This window comes from Phycicoccus sp. Root101, assembly GCF_001426245.1.
Lineage (GTDB): Bacteria > Actinomycetota > Actinomycetes > Actinomycetales > Dermatophilaceae > Pedococcus.
The window spans coordinates 275,854-299,436 of record NZ_LMCM01000006.1; the positions used below are offsets into that span (position 1 = coordinate 275,854).

The 23,583-nt window shown below is 72.1% G+C and carries 22 protein-coding genes and 1 pseudogene; 15 read left to right on the forward strand and 8 right to left on the reverse strand.

Going from position 1 to position 23,583, the window contains the following annotated elements; all coding sequences use genetic code 11:
• The first annotated feature begins 42 nt into the window (after positions 1-42).
• The 3 genes from pafA (at position 43) to ASC58_RS08640 (ending at position 2,931) form a co-directional block, all read left to right on the forward strand.
• Positions 43-1,410: a Pup--protein ligase gene (gene pafA, locus ASC58_RS08630; RefSeq protein WP_056914413.1), complete on the forward strand. Its 1,368-nt coding sequence runs from the start codon at positions 43-45 to the stop codon at positions 1,408-1,410.
• A 121-nt stretch (positions 1,411-1,531) separates the two neighbouring features.
• Positions 1,532-2,503: an FKBP-type peptidyl-prolyl cis-trans isomerase gene (locus tag ASC58_RS08635; RefSeq protein WP_157581189.1), complete on the forward strand. Its 972-nt coding sequence runs from the start codon at positions 1,532-1,534 to the stop codon at positions 2,501-2,503.
• Between the two features lie 41 nt (positions 2,504-2,544).
• Positions 2,545-2,931, forward strand: a complete 387-nt coding sequence (locus tag ASC58_RS08640) for an FKBP-type peptidyl-prolyl cis-trans isomerase (protein WP_056914415.1) — start codon at positions 2,545-2,547, stop codon at positions 2,929-2,931.
• A gap of 48 nt (positions 2,932-2,979) precedes the next feature.
• On the opposite strand, the gene ASC58_RS08645 is transcribed toward ASC58_RS08640, so the two are convergent.
• Positions 2,980-4,098 (reverse strand): DUF3866 family protein, encoded by a 1,119-nt coding sequence (locus ASC58_RS08645; protein WP_056918999.1) that lies wholly within the window; start codon positions 4,096-4,098, stop codon positions 2,980-2,982.
• Between the two features lie 52 nt (positions 4,099-4,150).
• On the opposite strand from ASC58_RS08645, the gene ASC58_RS08650 reads away from it, so the two are divergent.
• From ASC58_RS08650 to ASC58_RS08685, 8 genes are all read left to right on the forward strand, one after another.
• Positions 4,151-5,164 carry a YafY family protein gene (locus tag ASC58_RS08650; RefSeq protein WP_056919000.1) on the forward strand — a complete coding sequence of 338 codons (1,014 nt, stop codon included), beginning with the start codon at positions 4,151-4,153 and terminating at the stop codon, positions 5,162-5,164.
• Positions 5,161-6,150, forward strand: coding sequence for a YafY family protein (locus ASC58_RS08655; RefSeq protein WP_056919001.1), 990 nt, complete (start codon positions 5,161-5,163; stop codon positions 6,148-6,150). The genes ASC58_RS08650 and ASC58_RS08655 overlap by 4 nt, the downstream gene beginning before the upstream one ends.
• A 10-nt stretch (positions 6,151-6,160) precedes the next feature.
• A complete protein-coding gene (locus ASC58_RS08660; protein WP_056914419.1) occupies positions 6,161-6,472 on the forward strand; it encodes a hypothetical protein in 312 nt (103 codons plus the stop codon).
• A gap of 89 nt (positions 6,473-6,561) precedes the next feature.
• Positions 6,562-6,885 (forward strand): Sec-independent protein translocase subunit TatA, encoded by a 324-nt coding sequence (gene tatA / locus ASC58_RS08665; protein WP_056919002.1) that lies wholly within the window; start codon positions 6,562-6,564, stop codon positions 6,883-6,885.
• Positions 6,886-6,956: 71 nt separating this feature from the next.
• Positions 6,957-7,727, forward strand: coding sequence for a twin-arginine translocase subunit TatC (tatC, locus tag ASC58_RS08670; RefSeq protein WP_056914420.1), 771 nt, complete (start codon positions 6,957-6,959; stop codon positions 7,725-7,727).
• Between the two features lie 64 nt (positions 7,728-7,791).
• Positions 7,792-8,703 (forward strand): diacylglycerol kinase family protein, encoded by a 912-nt coding sequence (locus tag ASC58_RS08675; protein WP_056919003.1) that lies wholly within the window; start codon positions 7,792-7,794, stop codon positions 8,701-8,703.
• Positions 8,704-8,718: 15 nt separating this feature from the next.
• Positions 8,719-11,568 carry an RNA helicase gene (locus ASC58_RS08680; protein WP_056919004.1) on the forward strand — a complete coding sequence of 950 codons (2,850 nt, stop codon included), beginning with the start codon at positions 8,719-8,721 and terminating at the stop codon, positions 11,566-11,568.
• A gap of 80 nt (positions 11,569-11,648) precedes the next feature.
• On the forward strand, positions 11,649-13,136 hold the full coding sequence (locus ASC58_RS08685) for an MFS transporter (RefSeq protein WP_056919005.1): 1,488 nt from the start codon (positions 11,649-11,651) through the stop codon (positions 13,134-13,136).
• A 58-nt stretch (positions 13,137-13,194) separates the two neighbouring features.
• Here the strand turns inward: ASC58_RS08685 and ASC58_RS08690 are convergent, their stop codons facing one another.
• The gene (locus ASC58_RS08690) at positions 13,195-14,133 is read right to left on the reverse strand and encodes a 5'-3' exonuclease (protein ID WP_056917071.1); all 939 of its coding nucleotides are present in this window, start codon (positions 14,131-14,133) and stop codon (positions 13,195-13,197) included.
• Between the two features lie 49 nt (positions 14,134-14,182).
• Between ASC58_RS08690 and ASC58_RS08695 the strand changes: the two genes are divergently transcribed.
• Positions 14,183-14,605: an Lrp/AsnC family transcriptional regulator gene (locus ASC58_RS08695; protein WP_056914424.1), complete on the forward strand. Its 423-nt coding sequence runs from the start codon at positions 14,183-14,185 to the stop codon at positions 14,603-14,605.
• A 21-nt stretch (positions 14,606-14,626) separates the two neighbouring features.
• On the opposite strand, the gene ASC58_RS08700 is transcribed toward ASC58_RS08695, so the two are convergent.
• Positions 14,627-15,382 carry a phosphotransferase gene (locus ASC58_RS08700; RefSeq protein WP_056919006.1) on the reverse strand — a complete coding sequence of 252 codons (756 nt, stop codon included), beginning with the start codon at positions 15,380-15,382 and terminating at the stop codon, positions 14,627-14,629.
• A gap of 51 nt (positions 15,383-15,433) precedes the next feature.
• Positions 15,434-16,387, reverse strand: a complete 954-nt coding sequence (locus ASC58_RS08705; protein WP_056919007.1) for an NAD(P)/FAD-dependent oxidoreductase — start codon at positions 16,385-16,387, stop codon at positions 15,434-15,436.
• Between the two features lie 50 nt (positions 16,388-16,437).
• Between ASC58_RS08705 and ASC58_RS08710 the strand changes: the two genes are divergently transcribed.
• On the forward strand, positions 16,438-17,025 hold the full coding sequence (locus tag ASC58_RS08710; protein ID WP_056919008.1) for a helix-turn-helix domain-containing protein: 588 nt from the start codon (positions 16,438-16,440) through the stop codon (positions 17,023-17,025).
• Here the strand turns inward: ASC58_RS08710 and ASC58_RS08715 are convergent.
• From ASC58_RS08715 to ASC58_RS08730, 4 genes are all read right to left on the reverse strand, one after another.
• The gene (locus ASC58_RS08715; protein WP_157598410.1) at positions 17,022-18,245 is read right to left on the reverse strand and encodes a glycoside hydrolase family 15; all 1,224 of its coding nucleotides are present in this window, start codon (positions 18,243-18,245) and stop codon (positions 17,022-17,024) included. The two genes, ASC58_RS08710 and ASC58_RS08715, sit on opposite strands and share 4 nt — an antisense overlap.
• Before the next feature lie 200 nt (positions 18,246-18,445).
• Positions 18,446-18,937 carry a Cys-tRNA(Pro) deacylase gene (gene ybaK, locus ASC58_RS08720; RefSeq protein WP_056919010.1) on the reverse strand — a complete coding sequence of 164 codons (492 nt, stop codon included), beginning with the start codon at positions 18,935-18,937 and terminating at the stop codon, positions 18,446-18,448.
• Positions 18,938-18,982: 45 nt separating this feature from the next.
• Positions 18,983-19,594 (reverse strand): biotin transporter BioY, encoded by a 612-nt coding sequence (locus ASC58_RS08725; protein WP_056919011.1) that lies wholly within the window; start codon positions 19,592-19,594, stop codon positions 18,983-18,985.
• A 182-nt stretch (positions 19,595-19,776) separates the two neighbouring features.
• Positions 19,777-21,237: a KamA family radical SAM protein gene (locus ASC58_RS08730; protein WP_056919012.1), complete on the reverse strand. Its 1,461-nt coding sequence runs from the start codon at positions 21,235-21,237 to the stop codon at positions 19,777-19,779.
• Between the two features lie 86 nt (positions 21,238-21,323).
• Between ASC58_RS08730 and ASC58_RS08735 the strand changes: the two genes are divergently transcribed.
• Together ASC58_RS08735 and ASC58_RS21940 are read left to right on the forward strand one after the other, a co-directional pair.
• On the forward strand, positions 21,324-22,394 hold the full coding sequence (locus tag ASC58_RS08735; RefSeq protein ID WP_056919013.1) for a hypothetical protein: 1,071 nt from the start codon (positions 21,324-21,326) through the stop codon (positions 22,392-22,394).
• Positions 22,395-22,459: 65 nt separating this feature from the next.
• Positions 22,460-23,473: pseudogene (locus tag ASC58_RS21940) on the forward strand (phosphoketolase); the annotation flags it as partial.
• Positions 23,474-23,583: the final 110 nt, after the last annotated feature.

The following is a 23,583-nucleotide window of genomic DNA, read 5'->3' on the forward strand; positions in this document are numbered from 1 at the left end:
GTTTGCCGTGGCCCAAGAGGAGTTCAAGCCTAGAGTGGGTCCATGGAGCGCCGGATCTTCGGGATCGAGAACGAGTACGGCATCACGTGCACGTTCGAGGGGCAGCGCAGGCTGACGCCCGACGAGGTCGCGCGCTACCTCTTCCGCAAGGTCGTCTCGTGGGGCCGGTCCTCCAACGTCTTCCTCTCCAACGGTTCCCGGCTCTACCTCGACGTGGGTTCGCACCCCGAGTACGCCACCCCCGAGTGCGACCACGTCCGGCAGCTCGTCATCCACGACAAGGCAGGGGAGCGCATCATCGAGGGCCTGGTGGCCGATGCGCAGGACCGGCTGGTCGAGGAGGGCATCGAGGGCGAGATCTACGTCTTCAAGAACAACACCGACTCGGCCGGCAACTCCTACGGCTGCCACGAGAACTTCCTCGTCGGCCGGGCGGGGGAGTTCCAGCAGCTGTCCGACGTGCTGATCCCGTTCCTCGTCAGCCGTCAGATCACCAGCGGCGCGGGCAAGGTCGTCACCACCTCCAAGGGCGCGACCTTCTGCGTCAGCCAACGAGCCGACCACATCTGGGAAGGCGTCTCCTCGGCCACGACCCGCTCGCGCCCGATCATCAACACGCGCGACGAGCCGCACGCCGACGCCGAGAAGTACCGGCGCCTGCACGTGATCGTCGGCGACTCCAACATGAGCGAGACGACCACGATGCTCAAGGTCGGCTCGGCCGACCTGGTCCTGCGGATGATCGAGGCCGGCATGGTCGTGCGCGACCTGACCCTGGAGAACCCCATCCGGGCGATCCGGGAGATGAGCCACGACATGACCGGCCGCAAGACGGTGCGGCTGTCGAACGGTCGCGAGCTGTCCGCGCTGCAGATCCAGTCCGAGTACCTCGAGCGGGCGCAGGCCTACGCCGACCGTGAGGGGCTGGAGGACCCGATCCACAAGCAGGTCCTCGACCTCTGGGAGCGCACCCTCACCGCCGTCGACACCGGCAACCTCTCGCTCGTCGACACCGAGATCGACTGGGTCATCAAGCACAAGCTCATCACCGGCTACATGGACAAGCACGGCCTCCCGATGGAGCACCCGCGGATCGCCCAGATCGACCTCGCCTACCACGACGTCAACCGCCAGCGCGGTCTGTTCTACGTGCTGCAGAAGCACGGTCGCGCGGCGCGGCTGTGCACCGACCCCGAGGTGTTCGAGGCCAAGACGGTGCCGCCGCAGACCACGCGGGCCAAGCTGCGTGGCGACTTCATCAAGGCGGCCCAGGAGCACCGGCGCGACTTCACCGTCGACTGGGTGCACCTCAAGCTCAACGACCAGGCGCAGCGGACCGTGCTGTGCAAGGACCCGTTCGCGGCCGTCGACGCCCGGGTCGAGCGGCTGATCGAGGGCATGCGCGGCTGACCACCGGGCGCCGGTGCCGGCCGCCGTCCCCAGCCTTCGCACATGGGGCATTTCGGGCTTTGCCAGCCTCCGCGGTTAGGGTGGGTCCTTGGTCCACCGCCCCGATCGAAGGTCCCTCACCGTGTCTGTGCGTTCCCTGTCTGCCCGCCCGAGCCGCCGCCGCCTGTCGGTGATGGCCGCGGCCCTGACCGCCCTCCTGGCCCTGACGGCCTGTGGCAACTCCGACGACGCCAAGGCCTCGCCCTTGGACGGCATCACCGTGACCGGGGGCAACGACACCACCGCGCCGACGGTCGCCATCACCCCGAAGCCGTTGTCGGTCAAGGAGACGACGACCAAGGTCGTCAAGGCCGGTGACGGCCCCGTGGTGAAGGACGACGAGATCGTCAGCGTCAAGTACGTCCTGCTCAACGCCAAGGACTCCTCGGTCCTCGACACCAACTACGGCAAGCAGAACCTCGGCCTCAGCCTCGGCGCCGAGGGCCTCCTGCCCGGCCTGAAGAAGGGCCTGGCGAACCAGAAGGTGGGTTCGCGCGTGCTGGTGGCCGTGCCGCCCAAGGACGCCTTCGGCGCCCAGGGCAACACCGACATCAAGGTCGGCGGCACCGACACCGTCGTCTTCCTCATGGACGTGCTCTCCGTGACCAAGCCCCTGGCCAGCGCCGAGGGCAAGGAGGTCAAGCCCTCCGCCGACCTGCCGTCGGTCAAGGTCGAGAGCGGCAAGGCCGCGACCATCACGATCCCCAAGGGCAAGAAGCCGCCGACGAAGACGGTCGGCCAGAACCTCATCGACGGCACCGGCGCCAAGGTCGCAGCCGGCCAGACCATCCGGGTCACCTACACCGGTGCGCTCTGGAAGGACGGCAAGGTCTTCGACTCGTCCGCGACCTCCCCGCAGGGCTACTTCGAGACCGTCATCGGCAAGCAGCAGGTCATCAAGGCCTGGGACGCCCAGCTCGTCGGCAAGGCCGTCGGCAGCCGCGTCCTCATGGTCGTCCCCCCGGCAGACGGGTACGGCGCCGCGGGCAGCCCGCCCAAGATCAGCGGCACGGACACCCTCGTGTTCGTCGTCGACATCCTCGCGGCCTACTGAGCCGCACCCGTCCCACCCCTCTCTTCCCAAGGAGCAGCAGCATGGGTTTCGACCCCAACACCACCAAGCCCGAGATCGACTTCCCCGGCGACGAGGCCCCCAGCGAGCTCGTCATCGAGGACCTCACCGAGGGTGACGGCCAGGAGGCCGGCGCCGGTGACACCATCTCGGCGCACTACGTCGGCGTGGCCCACTCCACCGGCGAGGAGTTCGACTCCTCGTGGAACCGTGGCGCCCCCCTGGACTTCCGCCTCGGCGTCGGCCAGGTCATCCGCGGCTGGGACGACGGCATCGTCGGCATGAAGGTCGGCGGCCGTCGCAAGCTCGTCATCCCCGCCCACCTCGCCTACGGCGACCGTGGCGCCGGCGGCGCGATCAAGCCGGGCGAGACCCTGATCTTCGTGGTCGACCTCGTGGACGTCCGCTGACCGCGGACCGTCCCCGGGTCCGCTGAGCGGACCCATGGCTGGGTCACCTCAGCCGTCAGCGTTCTCCGACAGCAGCCGGGCGGCCCACCGCCCGGCTGCTGCGCTGTGCAGGAACGCCGCGTGGTCCTCGTCGAGCCCGCGGCCCATGGTGGAGAGCTTCACCGGGGTGCCGCGCAGCGCCGCGTCGAGCCCGTCGACCGGCACCTCGCGCAGGGTCAGGTCGCCGGTCGCCTCGTCCACGAGGTCGCCCGCCTGCGCGAGCACGAGCCGTCCGAACTCGTCGTCCACGATCCCCACCGGCACGTCCGCCGCGGTGAGGCACACCCTCCCGTATGCCGTCCGGCTGTGGTGCGAGATCCCACGGTGCCGCCCGCGCTGGTCGGCGTCGGAGACGCGCAGGGCCGCGACCCCGCGACCGCGCAGGACCCCGACGGCGTTGAGCGCCTCGCCCGCCGCGACGCCCGTGTACCCCCAGGTCGTTCCCGTCCCGACGTTGCCCGGTCCCTGGATGACGACGGCCACGTCGGCCCCGAGGACGTGGCGCGCAGCGAGCAGACCGGAGTGCAGGGTGACCGCCTCGTGCTCGCCGCCGTAGGCCTGGCCCACCGTCACGGTGCCGTGCAGCCAGCCCGCCTCGGTGAGGCCGGCGACCGCCCGTGAGAACGCGAGCGGCAGGGCTCCACCGTCGGTCATGAGGTAGACGACCCGGGCGTCCGGGCGTTCGGTGCGCAGGCCGGCCAGGACCGCGGGAAGGGCCGAGTGCAGGTCGGCGACGACGACCGGCAGGCCGAGCAGGTCACCGGCGGCCGCGGGGCCGGTGGTCAGGGCTGCGTGGTGCGGGCTGTCCTGCTCGTCCACGGCCATGAACATCTGCTGCTGGGGCGTGTACCTCGCCTTGACGATGTGGCCCTCGCTGGCCGGCGGGTCGGCGGGGAGGCGGTCTGGTGCCGCGACGACGAAGGCCAGCCCCCCGGTGCCGAGGCCGCGCAGCAGCGCGGAGGCGTTGAGCAGGACCCGGTCACCGACCTGTGGCTCACCGACCAGGGCCGTGTACGCGAGGGCGCGCACCACGTCTCCGTCGTCGCCCGCCAGCTGGACCGCATACTCGACGGCGCCCGGCCACCGGCCACGCACCTGCTGAACCGTGCCCTCGCGCCACTGCATCACGACACGCAGAGTAGTCACGGGCGGTACCGCGCACTCCGGTAGCGTCGGGCGGGTGAGTTCACCCACCGGCCCCGCGGCCAAGACCGAGCGCCTGCTCAACCTCGTGCTCTGCCTGCTCTACACGCGCCGGCCGCTGCCCAAGTCCAAGATCCGCGACATCGTGCCGCAGTACGGGGACGCCGCGAGCGACGAGGCCTTCGACCGGATGTTCGAGCGTGACAAGGACGAGCTGCGCGAGCTCGGCATCCCGCTCGTCACGGCCGAGATCGGCGGGGTCTGGGACGACGAGGTGGGGTACCGCATCGACCAGCGCGAGTACGCGCTGCCCGACATCGAGTTCGAGCCCGACGAGCTGGCCGTCCTCGGCCTGGCCAGCCGCACCTGGGCGCACGCCTCGCTGGCCGGTCCCGCCGCCCAGGCCCTGCGCAAGCTCAAGGCCGCCGGCATCGAGCGGGACGGCGACTCGCTCATCGGCATCGAGCCGCGGCTCGGCACGAGCGAGCCCGCCTTCGAGCCCGTGAAGAACGCCGTCGTCGGCCAGCAGACCATCTCCTTCGGCTACCGCACCGGCGGGCAGGGCGAGGTCAACACCCGGCGCGTGCAGCCGTGGGGTCTGGCCTCCTGGCACGGCCGCTGGTACCTCACCGGGTTCGACCTCGACCGGGGCGCACCCCGGGTCTTCCGCCTCTCGCGCATCGATGGTGCGGTCTCGGTCGTGCGCAAGGCGGAGCCGTACACCGTCCCCGCCGACCACCGGGCCCAGGAGATGATCGCCTCGACCGTCGGCGAGCAGGAACCCCGGACCTCGGTCGTCCGGGTCCGGGAGGGCCGCGGACAGTCGCTGCGCCGCCGTGGCACCGCCGTCGGCACCGAGGGGGAGTGGACCGTCCTCGAGGTGCCCTTCTCCGACCCCTACGCGTTCGCCGACGAGGTGAGCGGGTATGGCGCGGACGTGGTCGTCAGCGAACCCGTCGAGGTCCGCGACCTCGTCGTTGAACGCCTGCGCGGGGCCGTCCGGGCCCACGCCGCCGTCGCCTCGGCCCCGACCACCGGAGGAGCCGCATGAGCACCCCCGAGACCGCAACCGCCCGACTCACGCGGTTGCTGACGATGGTGCCGTGGCTGGTCAACCGCCAGGGCATCGACACCGGTCAGGCAGCGGCCGAGCTCGGCATCAGCGTCGACCAGCTCGAGGCCGACCTGCGGCTGCTCTACCTGTGCGGGTACGGCCAGATGCCGGACGAGCTCATCGACGCCCAGTGGGAGAACGGCCGGGTGTTCGTCACCAACGCCGACACCATTGCCCGGCCCCTGCGGCTCGGGCGCGACGAGGCCCTCACCCTCATGGTCGGGCTGCGCGCCCTCGCCGCCGTCCCCGGGCTCGGGGAGCGCGACGCCATCGAGCGCGCCATGGCCAAGCTCGAGGAGGCCACCGGCGCCAGTGCCGAAGCCGCCTCCCGCGTCGAGGTCGCCATCAGCGAGGGCGTCGAGGCCGGGCTGCTCGCCGACGCCCGGCGCGCCGTCGAGGGCCACCGGCGGATCCACCTGCGCTACCTCGTGCCCAGCCGCGACGAGTCCACCGAGCGCGACGTCGACCCCATGCGCGTGGTGAACATCGACGCCAAGTGGTACCTCGAAGGGTGGTGCCACCGGGCGCAGGACACCCGGCTGTTCCGGATGGACCGCATCGAGTCGCTCGAGGTCCTCGACGTCGACGGCACACCGCCGGCCGAGGCCGAGCTGCGCGACCTCGACGCCGGCACCTTCACCCCGCGCGCCGACGACACCCTCGTCACCCTGCACCTGGGCCGTGGTGCGGCCTGGGTCGCCGACTACTACCCGGTGGAGACCGTCGAACCAGGACCGGACGGGTCGCTCACGGTGACCCTGCGCACCGCCGACACTCTGTGGCTGCGCCGGCTCGTCTGGCGACTCGGGGGCCACGGCACCGTCGTCTCACCCCCCGAGCTGGCCCGCACGGTGACCGACGGCGCGGCCGCAGCCCTGGCGGCATACGGCATCGACGCCTCCGCGCCCAGCGCGGACGGGTAGGGTCGGGCACATGTGGTGGTGGGTCCTGATCTGGGTGCTTCTCGTGCTGATCGCAGTGGGCTACCTCGCGAGCCGCGCGTGGGGCGTCTGGGGCCAGGTCAAGGAGCTCAACACCGAGATCGGGCGTGCGTCCGAGACGGTGTCGGCCCTGCAGGCCCAGACCGAACGGCTCGGTGACCCCGCCCCACCCGTCGAACCCGCCATCTTCGGCGACCCCCGCCAGCTGCGCCGGGAACGCGAGGTCACCCGTGCTTCGTTGAAGCAGCAGCGGCGCGCCCGACAGGCGTCTCGCCGTCCGGCTTGGGCACGGCATCTAGACTGACCACAAGGCACGGGAGTCGAAGGGCGCTCCCGGCCCGGCACACCTACTGACGCAGATCACCCGCAGGGTGGTCGAGAGGACTGAATTCCATGGGTCGCGGACTCTTCGAAGGCTGGCACATCATCGTCCTGCTGGTCCTGCTGGTGGTGCTCTTCGGGTTCAAGCGGCTCCCCGACGCCGCCCGGAGCATCGGTCGCTCCATGCGCATCTTCAAGTCGGAGGTGCACGAGATGAAGAACGACGGGAAGAGCGCTGCGAGCAGCGACACCGTCAAGGGTGAGGCCGTGGCCGACCCCCAGGCTCCGGGCGCCACCGCGCCGGGCAGGACGCAGGCGGCTCCCGGTGCGACGACTGCCGCCTCGCCCATCACCGAGGACAACAGTCCCCGCACGGACAACGCCACCGGTCTCTGACCGAACACGAGTAGAACCACCGAGACCGACTGATCATGGCCTTTCGTCGTGCCCGCAGTCCCGAAGGCCGCATGACTCTCGGTGACCACCTGCGCGAGCTCCGTCGGCGGTTCCTGATCTCGGCCATCGCCGTGCTGCTCGGGGGCGTGCTCGGCTGGATCTTCTACCCGCAGGTCTACGCGCGCCTGGCAGCGCCCTTCAACGACTACAAGCTGGCCAACCCGCAGAGCGTCATCAGCCTCAACTTCGGGAACGCCACGGCGGCCTTCTCCCAGCAGGTCAGCCTCTCGATCTTCGTCGGCGTCATCGCCTCGAGCCCCGTGTGGCTCTACCAGGTCTGGGCGTTCATCCTCCCGGGGCTGACGAAGAAGGAACGCAACATCTCGCTGGCGTTCATCGCGGCGATCTTCCCCTTGTTCCTTGCTGGTTGCGGCCTGGCCTACTTCGTCCTCCCGGCCGTGCTGGCGGTCCTGTACGGGTTCACCCCCGCCGGCGCCTCGAACATCCAGCAGGTGTCCGAGTACTTCAGCTTCGTCACGCGGTTCATCCTGGTCTTCGGAGCCGCCTTCCTGCTGCCGGTGTTCCTCGTGGCGCTCAATGCGATCGGCATCCTCCCCGCATCGGCGATGCTCAAGGCGTGGCGACCCGCCATCTTCGGCATCTTCGTCCTCTCGGCCATCGCGACGCCCACACCGGACGCCTTCACGATGTTCCTCATGGCCATCCCGCTCACGGTCCTCTACTTCGTCGCGATCCTCGTGAGCAAGCTGATCGAGCGGCGCAAGCGCAAGGCACGGCCCGACTGGGTCGAGGTTCCGGACGACGAGGCCTCGACGCTCTGAAGCCGTCCCCCGACACCTTCCGGGACGGTGCCGCAGCGCCGTCGTGGAGCGGTAGCCTCCGCGCGTGAGCAAGCGCATCGGCCTGGTCGTGAACCCGACGTCGGGCAAGAACCGCGGCATGAGCCTGGGCCTCGAGGTGGCCCACCGCATGCGGGCCGCCGGCCACGAGGTGCTCGACCTCTCGGACGAGTCGTATGCCGCCGCGCGGGACCGTGCGCTCGGGGCGATCGCCCAGGGCATCGACGTGCTCGCCGTCGTCGGCGGTGACGGCATGGCGCACCTCGGCGTCAACCTCGCTGCCGAGACGAAGGTTCCGCTGGCGCTCATCGCAGCCGGCACGGGCAACGACATCGCGCGCGGCCTCGGCCTGCCCGTCCACGACCCGGTCCGCGCCGCCGACCTCGTGAGCACCGGGCTGCCCCGCACCATCGACGCGGTGCGCCACGTGGACGAGCACGGGCGGCCGCGGTGGTTCGGCGGCGTCCTGGGGGCCGGGTTCGACTCGCTCGTCAACGAGCGCGCCAACACCTGGCCGTGGCCCAAGGGGCAGATGCGATACAACCTGGCGATCCTGCGCGAGCTGCCCCTGTTCAGGGCGATCCCGTACGCCGTGACGGTCGACGGGGTGCGCCACGAGACGCGCGCGATGCTCGTGGCCGTCGGGAACGGCCCCAGCTACGGGGGCGGGATGCAGGTCCTGCCCGACGCCCGGATGGACGACGGGCTCATCGACGTCCTCGTGCTGCACGAGATCAGCACCGTGGAGTTCCTCAAGGTGTTCCCCACGGTGTTCAAGGGCGCGCACGTCGGCCATCCCGCGGTCGAGATCCTGCGCGGGCGCCAGGTGACCCTGGAGGCCGCCGGGATCGTCGCCTACGCCGACGGCGAGCGGTTCGCCCCGCTGCCCCTGACGGTCGAGGTCGTGGCCGGCGCGGTCACGGTGCTGGCACCCTCCCCGCACCGACCCGGCGCCTGACGTAGCCTCGGCACCATGTCGACCCCTGCCGAGCGGTTCGCTGCCTCTGCCGCGCGCTCGCCCGCCCGCAACCCGCAGCTCGCGGTGTTCACGGCGGGTCTCGAGTTCCCCCTCGACGACTTCCAGGAGAAGGCGTGCCGGGCCGTCGAGGCCGGCCGAGGTGTCCTCGTCGCCGCTCCCACCGGCGCCGGCAAGACGATCGTCGGCGAGTTCGCGGTGCACCTGGCGCTGGCCACGGGGCGCAAGGCGTTCTACACGACCCCCATCAAGGCCCTGTCCAACCAGAAGTACGCCGACCTGGTCCGTCGCCACGGTGCCGCCAACGTCGGCCTGCTCACCGGCGACTCCTCGATCAACGGTGAGGCGCCCGTGGTGGTCATGACCACCGAGGTCCTGCGCAACATGATGTATGCCGGGTCCACCACCCTGCGCGGCCTCGGCTTCGTGGTCATGGACGAGGTGCACTACCTCGCCGACCGCTTCCGCGGCGCCGTCTGGGAAGAGGTCATCATCCACCTCGCGGAGGACGTGCAGGTCGTCTCGCTGTCGGCGACCGTGAGCAACGCCGAGGAGTTCGGCGACTGGCTGGCCGAGGTCCGTGGCAACCACGAGGTGATCGTCTCCGAGCACCGTCCCGTGCCCCTGTGGCAGCACGTCATGGTCGGCCAGGGTGTCTACGACCTGTTCGTCGACGAGCTCTCGGCACCGACCACGGGCGCGGACGCGACGCGGGTGAACCCCGAGCTGCTGCAGGCGATCCGGACGACCGAGCAGCGGGGTCGCTGGGACGACGCCGGCCGCACTGCCGGGCGGGGCGGGGGCGGTCGCCTCCCGCACCACGGCAGGGGGGCTCCCCGCGGTCCGGGTGGCGGTCACGGCGGACGGGGTATGGCGCGCGGCGGCTCCGGTGGCGGCCCGGGCGGTGGCGGCCGTCCCGGCGGGGGAGCGACGCGCTCCGAGGTCGTGTCCCGGCTCGACCGTGACGGCCTGCTCCCGGCGATCACCTTCATCTTCAGCCGGGTCGGCTGCGAGGGCGCGGTCCAGCAGCTGCTGCGCGACGGCGTGCACCTCATCCCCGAGGCGGAGGGGGACCGCATCCGACGCACCGTCGAAGAGCGCATCCAGGGCCTTGCGGAGGAGGACCTGGGGGTCCTCGGGTACTGGGACTTCGTGGAGGGCCTGTCGCGCGGATTCGCCGCGCACCACGCCGGCATGCTGCCGACCTTCCGCGAGATCGTCGAGGAGCTGTTCACGGCCGGTCGGATCCGGGCGGTCTTCGCGACCGAGACCCTGGCGCTCGGCATCAACATGCCGGCCCGCACCGTGGTCCTCGAGAAGCTCGTGAAGTTCAACGGTGAGACGCACGCGGACATCACCCCGGCCGAGTACACGCAGCTCACCGGTCGCGCGGGCAGGCGTGGCATCGACATCGAAGGTCACGCCCTCGTGCTGTGGAACCGTGGCCTGGACCCGCTGTCCGTGGCGGGGCTCGCCTCGACACGGACGTACCCCCTGCGCTCGAGCTTCCGCCCGACCTACAACATGGCGGTGAACCTCGTCGCCCAGGTGGGGCGCGAGACGGCGCGCGAGATCCTCGAGACGTCGTTCGCGCAGTTCCAGGCGGACCGCGCGGTCGTCGGGATCGCCCGGGCGGTGCGCCGCAACGAGGAGGGGCTCGAGGGCTACTCCGAGGGGATGGCGTGTCACCTCGGTGACTTCAACGAGTACGCCGGGATCCGCCAGGAGATCGCCCGGCTCGAGAAGGACGGTGCCAAGGCACGTTCGGCGGGCCGCAGGGCCGAGGCCGCGGTCTCGTTGGAGGCGTTGCGCATCGGCGACGTCATCAAGGTCCCCTCGGGCCGCAACGCCGGGTGGGCCGTGGTGGTGCAGCCCTCGAAGTCCTACCGCGGCGAGGCACCCGCCCCGACGGTGGTGACCGAGGACAAGCAGCTGCGCAAGCTCACCCTCGTCGACGTCCCCGAACCCGTGGAGGCGATCGCCCACGTCAAGGTGCCGCCACACTTCAACGCCAAGAGCCCCAAGGCCCGTCGCGACCTCGCGACGTCGCTGCGCATCGCCGTGCCGCACGAGCCGCCCCCGAGGCGCCGGGCGGAGTCGCAGCCGGGCGAGGACGAGAAGATCGCCGAGCTGCGCCGCCAGCTGCGCGCCCACCCCTGCCACCAGTGCCCCGACCGCGAGGACCACGCCCGCTGGGCCGAGCGGTGGTGGCGGCTGAAGCGCGAGACCGTCGGCCTGCAGCGCAAGGTCGAGGGCCGCACCAACTCGGTGGCCCGCACGTTCGACCGGATCTGCGAGCTCCTGACCGAGATGGGGTACCTCGGCGAGGGCGGGACGACCGTGACCCCCCAGGGGGAGAACCTGCGCCGCCTCTACACCGAGAAGGACCTGCTGGCCGCCGAGTGCCTGCGCCTGGGCGTCTGGAAGCGGCTCGACCCGGCCGGCCTCGCCGCCATCGTGTCGGTCCTGGTCCACGAGCCCCGGCGCGACGAGACGGACCCGTCCCCGCGGATGCCCGGCGACGACGTCGCCGAGGCGGTCACGGAGATGAACCGGCTCTGGTCGGTCCTCGAGGACCGCGAGCGCGACCTCGGCCTGCCGCTGACCGGGGAGCCCGACGCCGGCATGGCGTGGATGATGCACCGCTGGGCGTCCGGCCAGAAGCTCGACTACGTCCTGCGTGGCCAGGACATGGCAGCCGGTGACTTCGTCCGGCGCTGCAAGCAGGTGGTCGACCTGCTCGGGCAGATCGCCGACGCCGCGCCGGAGCCGCAGCTGCGCACCACCGCCCGCAGGGCGATCGACGCGGTGATGCGCGGAGTGGTCGCGGCCGACCGCCTCGACTGACCAGCTGCCCGGACCGGGCGGCATACCGCTGCGTGGGATCCGGCAGGGCACTGTGGGCCCCGCCGGGTGAGGATGGCAGGGTGACCCACCCCGCCACCACCTCCCGCCCCGGCACGGGCGACGACCACCAGCCCGACCAGCAGGACCAGCCTGACCCCCGGCGGTGGAAGGCCCTGGCGGTCTGCCTCGTCGCGGGGTTCATGACCCTGCTCGACGTGAGCATCGTCAACGTCGCGCTGCCCAGCATCGAGCAGGGCCTGTCGGCGACGTCGAGCGACCTGCAGTGGGTGGTGTCGGGGTACGCCCTGACGTTCGGGCTGGTCCTGGTCCCCGCCGGGCGGCTGGGCGACGCGACCGGTCGACGTCGGATGTTCGTCGCGGGAGTGGTGGTGTTCGGCGTCGCCAGCCTTCTGTGCGGCCTCGCCACCAGCAGTGCGCTCCTCGTCGCCGCCCGCCTCCTCCAGGGCATCGGCGGCGGCCTGCTCAACCCGCAGGTCTCCGGGCTCATCCAGACGCTGTTCAGGGGTTCGGAGCGGGCCCGCGCCTTCGGGATGCTCGGGGCCACGATCGGCATCTCCACCGCCGTCGGACCGATCGCCGGTGGGGTCATCCTCAGCCTCCTCGGGGCCGACGCGGGGTGGCGGTGGATCTTCTTCGTCAACCTGCCCGTCGCGGTGGCCGCCGTCGTCCTGGCGCTGCGCTGGATCCCGGCCGCCGAGGCGCACGAGGGGGCCCGCCGGCGCCAGGACCTCGACCCCGTGGGCGTCGTGCTGCTCGGCGCCGGAGTCCTCGCCCTGCTCCTGCCTCTCGTCGAGAGCGGTCGCGGCTCGTCGTCGTCCTCGGTGCCCGGGTGGATCGCTGCCGTCGGCGCGGCGCTGCTGGCGCTGTTCGTCCTGTGGGAGCGCCGCTACACCTCGCGCGGCCACACACCCCTGGTCGACCTGCGCCTCTTCCGGCTCCCCGGGTACGCCTCCGGCGCGATCGTGGCCACCGTCTACTTCTCCGGCTTCACCGGCATCTTCTTCGTCCTGACCATCTACCTCCAGCAGGGCCTGGGCTACTCCGCGCTGCTCGCCGGTCTGGCCGTCACCCCGTTCGCCGCAGGGTCAGCCGTGATGTCCGCGGTGGGCGGACGCCTCGTGCCGCGGTTCGGTCGTTCGCTGGTCACCTGCGGCCTGGTCCTCGTCGTGGTCGGCCTGGTTGCGACCGATGTCGTCCTGTCGACGGTGGAGGGCTCGCGCACCGGGTGGTATGCCGCACTGCCGCTGCTGCTCGCCGGTCTGGGCAGCGGGATGGTGATCTCCCCGAACATCACGCTCACGCTCGCCGACGTGCCCGTCGAGCGGGCCGGAACCGCCGGTGGGGTGCTGCAGACCGGTCAGCGGATCGGGACCGCCGCCGGGATCGCGCTGATCGGGACGGTCTTCTTCGCCGCGGCGAAGGACGGTGGCGCCTCGGGCGCTGCCGTCTCCCTCCGGGTGGCCACGGGCCTCGTCGTGCTCTCCCTGGTCGCGAGCCTGGCCGACGTGTGGCTGCGGCGCCGAGCGAACGGCGAGGCGGCCGCGTAGCCGGACGCGCGCCATACCGGGCCGCACGCTGCGCCGGGGTGCCGGGACCCCGGTCGGTTCACTCGATGCGCAGCGCGGCCAGGACGCGGTTGAACGAGCTGGTCACGCCGAACTCCGACGCCACGCGACTCATGAGCACCGGGTCCGCCACCTCGGTCGGCAGGGTCATGTCGACCTCGTCGACCGGGGCGTCCGGGGCCACCTGGACGACCTTGGGGGCGACGTCGAGGTAGGCGGCGCCGGCCTCCAGCCGGGCTCGCTGGGCTCCCTTGATCTCGGGGTCGCCGCTGTCGACCGCCGCACGCAGGGCGACGAGCGTGCCGTACTTCTCGATCAGCTTGGCGGCGGTCTTCTCGCCGATCCCGGCGACCCCCGGCAGCCCGTCGCTGGCGTCGCCGCGCAGGACGGCCATGTCGGCGTACGCGGGTCCGTTGGCCACGGCGTACTTCGTCTGCAGGAACGCCTCGTCCACCAGGTCGGGGTCGCGGACACCGCCCCGCGCGGTGTAGATGACGCGGACGTTCGCAGCGTCGTCGACGAGCTGGAACAGGTCGCGGTCACCGGTGACGACGTCGATGGCCATCGTCCCCTTGTGGCGCGCGGTGAGCGTCCCGATGACGTCGTCGGCCTCGAACCCGTCGGCCCCCAACCGCGGGAATCCCAGTGCCTCCAGAGCGTCACGGATCACGGGGACCTGCGGCGTCAGGAGCTCGGGGGACTCCTCCTCGGCGAGCGACCCGTCAACCAGGCGGTGCGCCTTGTAGGTGGGGATGGCGTCCACCCGGAACGCGGGACGCCAGTCGTTGTCCCAGCAGGCGACGAAGTGGGTCGGCTGGTGGGTGCCGATGAGCGAGGCGATCATGTCGAGGAACCCGCGGATCGCGTTGGTCGGCGGCTCGGAGTCGTCCTTGCGCTGGTCCGGCACCCCGAAGAACGCTCGGAAGTACAGGGAGGCGGAGTCGAGCAGCATGAGGCGTGCGGCCGGCGCGGAGGTCATGGGGCCCATGCTGCCACCACGGAGGGGTCCGCCTCAGTAGGCTGCTGCCGTGGAAGACCTCGATCGGCGCATCGTCGCCCTGCTGCGCTCCGACGGCCGGATGAGCTACACCGACCTCGGCAAGGCGATGGGCCTGTCGACCTCAGCCGTGCACCAGCGCGTCCGCCGCCTGGAGGAGCGCGGCGTGATCAAGGGGTACACCGCGATCGTCGACCACACCGCGCTCGACCTGCCGCTCACGGCGTTCATCTCGATCAGCCCGCTCGACCCGGCAGCGCCCGACGACATCCCCGACCGCCTGCGCGACATCGGCGAGCTCGAGGCCTGCCACTCGGTCGCGGGGGAGGAGAACTACATCCTCAAGGCGCGGGTGAAGACCCCCGGCGACCTCGAGGTGCTGCTGGCCCGTGTCCGCGCCGCCGCCAACGTCGCCACCCGGACCACGGTCGTCCTCTCCACCCCCTGGGAGTAGCACTCCCGATCGCGAGGCTGCTCAGCCGCGGTCGCAGGCCTCACTCCACCGCGCCTCGTGCGCGGCGATGAAGTCGGTGGTGGCACGCCAGTGCTCGCCGTGGCCCGCCTCGTACATCGAGGCCCAGGGCTCCTCACCCTCACCGTGGGCCCGCAGCAGCCAGTCGTGCATCGCCTCTGCCCGGTGCACCATCGTGGACGGCAGGGCTGCGCGGAGCACGCGGTCGGCGCCGTAACCGTCGAGGAACGCCGCCAGCCGGTCTGCGGCCACGTCGACATCGGCGTCCGGGAACAGGTGGGCGAACGAGATGGCGGCGTAGGCCACGTCCCACAGCCGGGTCGAGGGCCCGGCTCCGTCCCAGTCGATGAAGACCAGGCGGTCTCCGTCGATGACCAGGTTCCACGCGGCAAGGTCGTTGTGGCACAGCAGGTCCGGCGCGGCCGCCGGCAGCAGCACCGGCCAGTCGGTCGGGACGGCCAGCCCCTCGCTGGCGTCGTGGATGGAGCGCACGACACGACCTACCGCCCGGACCACGTCCTCGGGGAGCGGGCCGAGATCCATGGCGAGCTGCCCCGGGACGTACTCCAGCACGAGGCGTCCGGCGCCGTCCCTGCCCAGCGGCTCCGGCACGTCCACCCCGCCGGCCCGCAGCGCCCGGAGGAACTCGACGGTGCGCCCGCTGGTCGCCAGCCACGGCTTGCGCACCGTGCCTCCGACGCGGACGACCCGACCCGACGCGTTGCCCCCGGCCAGCAGCTCCTCGTCCTCCGTCGACACGCCACCCAGCCTAGGTCGGGCTCTGCGCGCAGAGGCGCAGCATCCTCGCCCTCAGCCGACGGCGCGGTCGGCGTCCTCGACGATCAGGCCCATGTTCATCATCGCGGCAGCCCGCACACCGGCACCGGCCGCGTGGATGACCTGGGCCATCGGGTCGGTGACGTTGCCGGCGACGTGGACGCCGGGCACGGAGGTCTGCCCGCCCATGGGGTCGCTCGGCACGTGCCGGCCGACCACGGTCTCGCCCATGAGGAAGTCGGCCGCCTCGACCCCGAGCGACTCCAGGACCGCGGAACGTGCCGTGAAGCGCGGCGCGAGGACCACGGCCTCGCACGGCAGGACCGTGACCGCACCCTGGCTGCCGGAGACCTCGACACCGGTGAGCCGCCCGTCGTCCGAGACGAGTCGGCGAGCGGCGCCCTCGACCACCCGGACGCCCACCGCGGCCAGCCTGGCGGCGTCGACTCCGTCAGGAGCCGGCTGGCCGTCGAGCACCAGCGTGACGTCGTCCGACCACTGGCTGAAGTGCAGGGCCTGGTGGGCGGACATCGGGTTCGTGGCCAGGACGACCAGCGCCTTCCCCCGGACCTCCCAGCCGTGGCAGTAGGGGCAGTGGATCGCGGCGGTGCCCCAGTGCTCCCTCAGGCCCTCGATCGGGGGGAGCTCGTCGACCAGCCCGGTGGTGACGAGGAGACGTCGTGCGGCGAGCACGTCCCCACCGGCCAGGGTGACCTCGAACCCGCCCTCGACCGCCTTGGCGCCGACCGCACCCTCGAGCCGGAACCGGCCCCCGAACCCGACCAGCTCGTCCCGCGCGATCGCGAGGAGCTCACGCGGTGCCATACCGTCGCGGGAGAGGAACGAGTGCACCCCGTGGGCGGGCGCGTTGCGCGGCTCGCCCGTGTCGAGGACGAGGACGTCCCGGCAGGCCCGGGCCAGCGTGGTGGCGGCGGCGAGGCCGGCGGGGCCGCCGCCGACGATGATGACGTCGTGGTTCGTTTCCATGTCGCCACTGTGCGGACGCACCAGACGAAACGACAAGGTATGTTGCCGACATGGCAAACGACTCCCTCGCCGACCTCGGTCCCCGCCTCCGGCGGCTGCGGACCGCGCGCGACCTCACCCTGGCCCAGGTGGGCGAGGAGACCGGCCTGTCGGTCAGCACCCTGTCACGCCTCGAGTCCGGCGGGCGGCGCGCGACCCTCGAGCTGCTGCTGCCGTTGGCGCGGGTCTACGGCGTCACCCTCGACGAGCTCGTCGATGCGCCCGCCACGGGCGACCCGCGCATCCACGCCAAGCCCATCGAGGCCTTTGGCGGCACGATCGTCCCGCTGACGAACCGGCCCGGGGGAGTCCGCGCGTTCAAGCACGTGATCCGTCCTCGCTCCCGGTCCGTGCCGGAGCCCGGCACCCACGAGGGCTACGAGTGGCTCTACGTCCTCGACGGGCACCTGCGCCTGGTCCTCGGCGAGCACGACGTCGTCCTCGGTCCGGGCGAGGTCGCCGAGTTCGACACGCGGGTGCCGCACTGGTTCGGCTGCGCCGACGACCAGCCCGTCGAGATGCTCAGCATCTTCGGCCCGCAGGGCGAGCGCATGCACGTCCGCGCCAAGCCCCGCACGAGATCGGCCGGGACGAGCTAGGGGGAGCCCTCGAGCTCGGCGAGGGTCAGCACCACGAGGCTCGCGGTCCACACGAGAGGGGCCGGTCCTGCCGGCGCGCCACTGCGCGTGACCTTCTCGGGGATCGACCCGTAGGCCGTGCGGTGCGCCGACAGCCAGTCGAGCCGGGCGCCCGCTGCGCGATCCCGACCCGAGGCGGCGTCGGTGAGCGCCAGCAGCGCCGTCTGCGGGGTCCACGACGCCCCCCCCTTCTTCACCCACAGGACACCCGGCGCGACACCGCCGGCCGGTTGGGCGGCCTCCCTCTGGTACCTCACCACCGCGGCGCGAACGGCCTTGACCACCGGTGCGGGGAGGTCGCCCTCGGCCGTGAACGGCGGCAGCAGCATGGCGACCGAGGCGTCGAGGCCACCAGCGTCCCCGAACCGCTGGTACCCCGGTCCCATCTCCCGGACCACCGTGCCGGCCAAGCGGGCCGCTGTCGTGCGCGTGCGCGCCGAAGCGGCGACGTCGCCGGTGGCCGCGTAGTCACGCCCCGCGGCAGCCAGCCCTGCGAGCATCGGCGCCACCGTGCCTAGCGAGGTCCGGGTGACCCGCACCTCCCAGTAGTCCGGGGACGGCGGGGGCAGCCGGTCGCCGCCGTCGACGAGCCGGGTCAGGGTCCGCACGCAGCGGTCGCGCAGCTCGTCGCTGGAAGGCGGGACCCCGCCTCCTGCGTCCCGGCGCACCTGCGCGATCGCCCACAGGACCCAGCCACAGCCGTCGGACTGCCGGGGCCGATCGGTCAGCGCACTGCCGTCGAGGGCGTACCGCGCCTGGAATCCGACGGCCGGGTCGAACTCGAGCCGCGCCAGGCGGTCGAGGACGGCTGCCGCGTCGCTCGCGTGGCCGCTGCGGCTGAGGGCGACCGCGGCGAAGGAACCGTCACGAGGCCAGAAGTAGCCCCAGGGACCACCGGGGCCGGCCGACACCGTGCCGTTGGCCTCGAGGTGGCTCCTGATGTCCACGAGCGCCCAGTGCGCCATGTCCTCCCAGGGCGTCCCGACGCCGGGAACGGTCCCGGCGTCCAGCCAGCGGGCGTCGGCGTTCTCCTGGCCGTTCTCGGCATAGGCAGGGGCGGCCCGGTAGCCCGGCGCGCTAATGAGCCGTTCCTCGGGAGGCATGGCCTTCGGGCCTGCTGCGGCGCCACCCACCAGGGCCGCTGCGGCGAGGACCGCAGGCAGGACCAACCGTCGCCTCACCCTGTGCCCCTCCCGCCGGCGGCCGCCCGGTGGCAGGCCGATCACGTCACGCTAGTTCGCGCCGGCCGTGAATCGGCCGAAGTCTGCGAAGTTTCCGCGGATCGACCGCTCCCTGGACGAGGACTGTCGAGAAGGACCGTCGAGCATGGCCGGAGAGCTGGACCGGGGACGATCACGGCCGGCGAGGCCGGCGGATGGGCTCAGCGCGCGATCGGGGCCACCGTGGCACCGGTGGCAGCCACCAGGTCGACCGGGGCCAGGGACAGGTCGAGCCCACGGTGCCCACCGGAGACGTAGACCACGTCGAACCCCGTTGCGCTCTCGTCGAGCACGGTCGGCAGCGCCTTCTTCTGACCGATGGGGGAGATGCCGCCGACGACGTACCCCGTGCTGCGCTCGGCGGCGGTCGAGTCGGCCATGGCGGCCTTCTTCCAGCCCAGGGCGGCCGCGACGGCCTTGAGGTCGAGGCTGCGGTCGACGGGGACGATGCCCACGGCGAGCCCGCGCTCGCCCTCGACGAGCAGGGTCTTGAACACCTGCCCCGGCGGCACCGACAGCGCGGCCGCGGCCTCCAGTCCGTAGGAGGCCGCGGCCGGGTCGTGCTCGTAGGGGTGGACCCCGAAGGCGACCCCCAGCCGCGTCAGCGCGGTGGTCGCCGGGGTGCCCGCACCGGACTCACGACGCTTGCCCACGAGGCGAGGTATGGCGTGTGGTCGGGGGGCGGGTGGGGGCCGGGGTCAGCGCTTCTCGACGCTCTTGACGAAGGCCCAGACGGCGGGGAAGAGCCCGGCCGCCGCGAGGACCTTGATCCCGTCACCGATGAGGAAGGGCACGACACCCTTGTCGAGGGCGGTGGCGAAGTCCATGCCGGTGGCGTGCATGAGCCACGGGACACCGGCGGCGTAGACGAGCACGTTGCCGGCGACCATCGTCACGGCGGTCTTCGCCACCGTGCGGTCGCCACCACGCTGCGCGAGGGCGCCGACGAGGGTGGCGGCCAGCAGGTAGCCGACGACGTATCCGAAGGTGGCACCGCCGAACCCGTCCTTGTGACCGGCGAACCAGTTGACGCCGAGGCCACCCGCGACGAGGTACACGCCGAGGCTGAGCAGCGCGCGCACCCCACCGAGGGAGGCGCCGGTCAGCAGCACCGCGAAGGTGCCGAGCGTGAGGGGCACGGGCGTGCCGGGCAACGGCACGCTCCACTGGGCCAGCAGGCCGATGAACCCGGCGCCGGCGGCGACGAGCGCCAGGTCGCGGGCGAGGACGCCGACGGTCGCCGGGACGCCTGCGAGGGCGGGAACGTAGTCGGCGAGGACGCGCTTGCGGGGGAGGGCGATAGCAGTCACGGGAGCAACCTAGCGAAGCCGCGCCCCGCGGCATACCGACGTCTCACGTCGACCAGGTCACAACGGCGAGCCGCCCTCCGGCAGAGGGGCGGTCGGGGCACCCGGGCGCCGGACAGCACGTCGCCCCCGTGCCGGACCGGCACGGGGGCGATGCTGGGACACCACTCGGTGGGACCCCCCGGTCAGACCAGGGCGATGTCGCGCTCGGAGGCCTCGCGGCTCGCGGCAGCCTGCTCGACCGCCACGGCGTGGGCGGCCTCGTGGTCGCCCTGCTCGCGCCACCACTGCTGGCCGGCCTCGGGCAGGGTGTGGATCGGGTCGTAGTAGACGTAGTCACGCGACAGGGCGTCGGTGTCGGCACCCTCGATCGAGGTGCGGTAGTTCTTGCGCCAGAACGACATCCCGCGCTCGGTGTCGTAGCTGTCGACCTGGTGGACCCAGCGCTTGCCGACGTAGGGCACGTCGCAGACGATGCGCGGCGTCGCGAACCCCGGCAGGTAGCCCATCATCGAGTGCTGCAGGTGCTGGGCCTCGGCGAGCGAGACGCGCCAGTGCTCGCTGAACGGGATCATGTCGCACATGTAGAAGTAGTACGGCGTGATCATCGCGTCGTCCTGCAGGGCGAAGCACAGGTCGAGCAGCTGCTCGGTGGTGTCGTTGACGCCACGCATCAGCACGCCCTGGTTGCGGACGTCGCGCACACCGGCCTGGAGCATCGCCTTGGCGGCGTCGGCCACCAGCGGGGTCACGGACTGGGCGCTGTTGACGTGGGTGTGGATCGCGAGGGAGACGCCGCGCGACCGCGCCTTGGCGGACACGCGGGCCACGCCCTCGACCACGTCGTCCTGCAGCCAGTGCTGGGGCAGCCCCATGAGCGCCTTGGTGGCCAGGCGGATGTCGCGGATGTTCTCGACGTCGAGCAGCTTGTCCAGGAAGCCCTCGAGGTTCTTCCACGGCATGTTGGCCACGTCGCCACCGGAGACGACGACGTCGCGCACCTGCGGGGTGCGCTGCAGGTAGTCGAGCATCGCGGCATACCGGTCGACCGGCTTGCCGGTGAGCTTGAGCTTGTCGATGACCGCGGTCGAGTTGCCGACCAGGTCCATGCGGGTGCAGTGGCCGCAGTACTGCGGGCAGGTCGGCAGCATCTCGGCCAGGACCTTGGTGGGGTAGCGGTGGGTCAGCCCCTCGACGGCCCACATGTCGTGCTCGTGGAGGCTGTCGCGGGTCGCGTGGGGGTGGCTCGGCCAGTCGGTGCGACGGTCGGAGAACACGGGGAGCATGTAGCGGCGCACCGGGTCGGCGTAGAACGCGCGGGTGAACTCGACCCCGGCGCCCGGCCTGGAGCCGTCGGCCCAGGTCTGCTCGCTGACCATGGTGTTCATCATCTGCGGCGGCACGAGCATCGACATCGTGGCCCGCTCGGCCTGGTCGCGCTCGAGGTCGGCGTAGAACGCCTCGGTGAGCAGGTCGCCCATCAGCTCGCGGAGCTGGCGGAGGTTCTTGATGCAGTGGGCGCGCTGCCACTGGGCGCTGGCCCAGTCCTGGGCGGTCACGTCCCTCCAGCCCGGGAACCGGGTCCAGTCGGGCTCGACCAGCTCGCGGTGGCGGTAGACGTAGGGCTGCTCGATCAAGGTGCTCATACGTGGCAGGATACGGGACAGGTTCCTCTGTTCGTGAACCTTCACCGCAAGATCTTCGCCCCGTGTCGCAATTTCAGGGAGATTCTGTGTCAGTCGTCGCCGGAAACCGCACCACGCCGTCCTCACCGGTCGGGCTGCACCGCGTCCTCGACCCGGTCGGCGCGTCCCTGCCGCAGGCGGCGCAGCGGCTGGACGCCGCGCCCGGCCTGTGGCCGGACGAGGTGCGGGTCAGCATCGAGACGCTCAACCTGGACGCGGCCTCCTACCGCCAGCTCTCCGACAAGCACGGTGGCGACGGCGCGGCGGTGCGGGCCGAGGTGCTCGACATCGTCGCCACCCGCGGCAAGATGCAGAACCCCGTCACGGGATCGGGCGGCATGCTCATCGGCACGGTCGAGGAGGTCGGCCCCGAGTCCACGCTCGGCCTGTCCGTGGGCGACCGGGTCGCCACCCTGGTCTCGCTGTCGCTGACGCCACTCGTCATCACGGACGGCCTGGCCGGCTGGGACGGCCGTTCGGAACGCGTCCCGGCGCAGGGCCACGCCATCCTCTTCGGCCGGTCCATCGCCGCCCAGCTGCCCGACGACCTCAGCCCCGACCTCGCCCTCATGGTCATGGACGTCTGTGGCGCACCGGCGCTCGTCTCCAGGGTGGTGGGGGAGTATGCCGCGCGCGGCGTCCGCCCCGTCGTGGCGGTCCTCGGGGGCGCGGGCAAGTCCGGCTCGCTGTCCCTGGCCGCGGCCACCGAGGCAGGCGCCTCACGCACCCTCGGCGTCGTCCCGCACGAGCGCGAGGCTGCGCTCCTGCGCGCCAGCGGCCTGGCCGACGAGGTCGTCGTGGCCGACGCCCGCAGCCCGCTGGGCCTGTCGGAGGCCGTCGCCGCCGCAGGCGGACCGGCCGACGTCACGGTCGTCTGCGTGGACGTCCCCGGCTGCGAGCAGCCCGCCATCCTCTCGACCGGCCAGGGCGGGACCATCATCTTCTTCTCCATGGCGACCAACTTCGCCGCCGCGGCGCTCGGCGCCGAGGGCGTCGCGGCCGACGTGCGCATGCTGGTCGGCAACGGGTACGTCCCCGGCCACGCGGCATACGCCCTCGAGCTGGTGCGCGGCAACGCGGCGGTGCGGTCCTTGTTCGAGGGCCGGCTCGAGGAGTAGGGACCTCCGAACGGTAGGGACCAAGGGCCCGGTCCGGACCCTCTAGGCCGTGGTCGGATCGGGCCATGACGACCGTCGCCCCCGCCCCGGCCACTTCCTCCGACGCCTCCAGCACGGCCAGCAGCACCACCTACCTCCCCGAGGAGCTGGCCCTCGACCTGCGCTGGTGGGCGGCGGCGAACTACCTGACCGTCGGGCAGATCTACCTGCGCGACAACGCCCTGCTCCGCGAGCCCCTCCGCCTCGAGCACACCAAACCGCGGTTGCTCGGGCACTGGGGGACCAGCCCCGGCCTGTCGATGGTCTACGCGCTGGTCAACCGCCTCATCCGCCGCACCGGGTCGGACTGGCTGTACGTCACCGGCCCCGGGCACGGCGGACCGGCGCTCGTCGCCGCCGCGTGGCTCGAGGGCACCTACAGCGAGGTCTACCCGCGGATCGCCGCCGACGGCGACGGGGTGCGCGACCTGTTCCGCCAGTTCTCCTCGCCCGGTGGAATCCCCAGCCACGTCAGCGTGCAGACGCCGGGCAGCATCCACGAGGGCGGCGAGCTCGGGTACGCCCTCGTCCACGCAGCCGGCGCGGCGTTCGACCACCCCGACCTCACCGTCGCGTGCGTCGTCGGCGACGGAGAGGCCGAGACGGGGCCGCTGAGCGCGTCCTGGCGCCTGCCGACGTTCCTCAACCCCCGCCGCGACGGCGCGGTGCTGCCGATCCTGCACCTCAACGGCTACAAGATCGCCGGGCCGACGGTGCTCGGCCGCGCCAGCGACGAGGACGTCGAGGCCTACCTGCGCAGCCAGGGCTGGGACCCGGTCACCGTCTCCGGCGACGACCCGACGGTGGTGTTCCCGGCCCTGTTCGAGGCGCTGAGCAGTGCGCACGAGCGCATCGGCGCCCTGCAGGCCGCGGCCCGGACCGGCGACGGCCCGAGCGAACCGGTGCGCCACCGCTGGCCCGCGATCATCCTGCGCACGCCGAAGGGCTGGACCGGCCCCGACGTCGTCGACGGCGTCCAGGTCCAGGGGACCAATCGCTCGCACCAGGTGCCGCTGTCCGGGCTCGCCGAGAACCCCGAGCACCTGCGCCTCCTCGAGGACTGGCTGCGGACCTACTCGTCCCGACGAGCTCTTCGACGACGCCGGACGGCTCGTCCCCGAGCTGCGCGCCCTCGCACCGGCCGCCGACA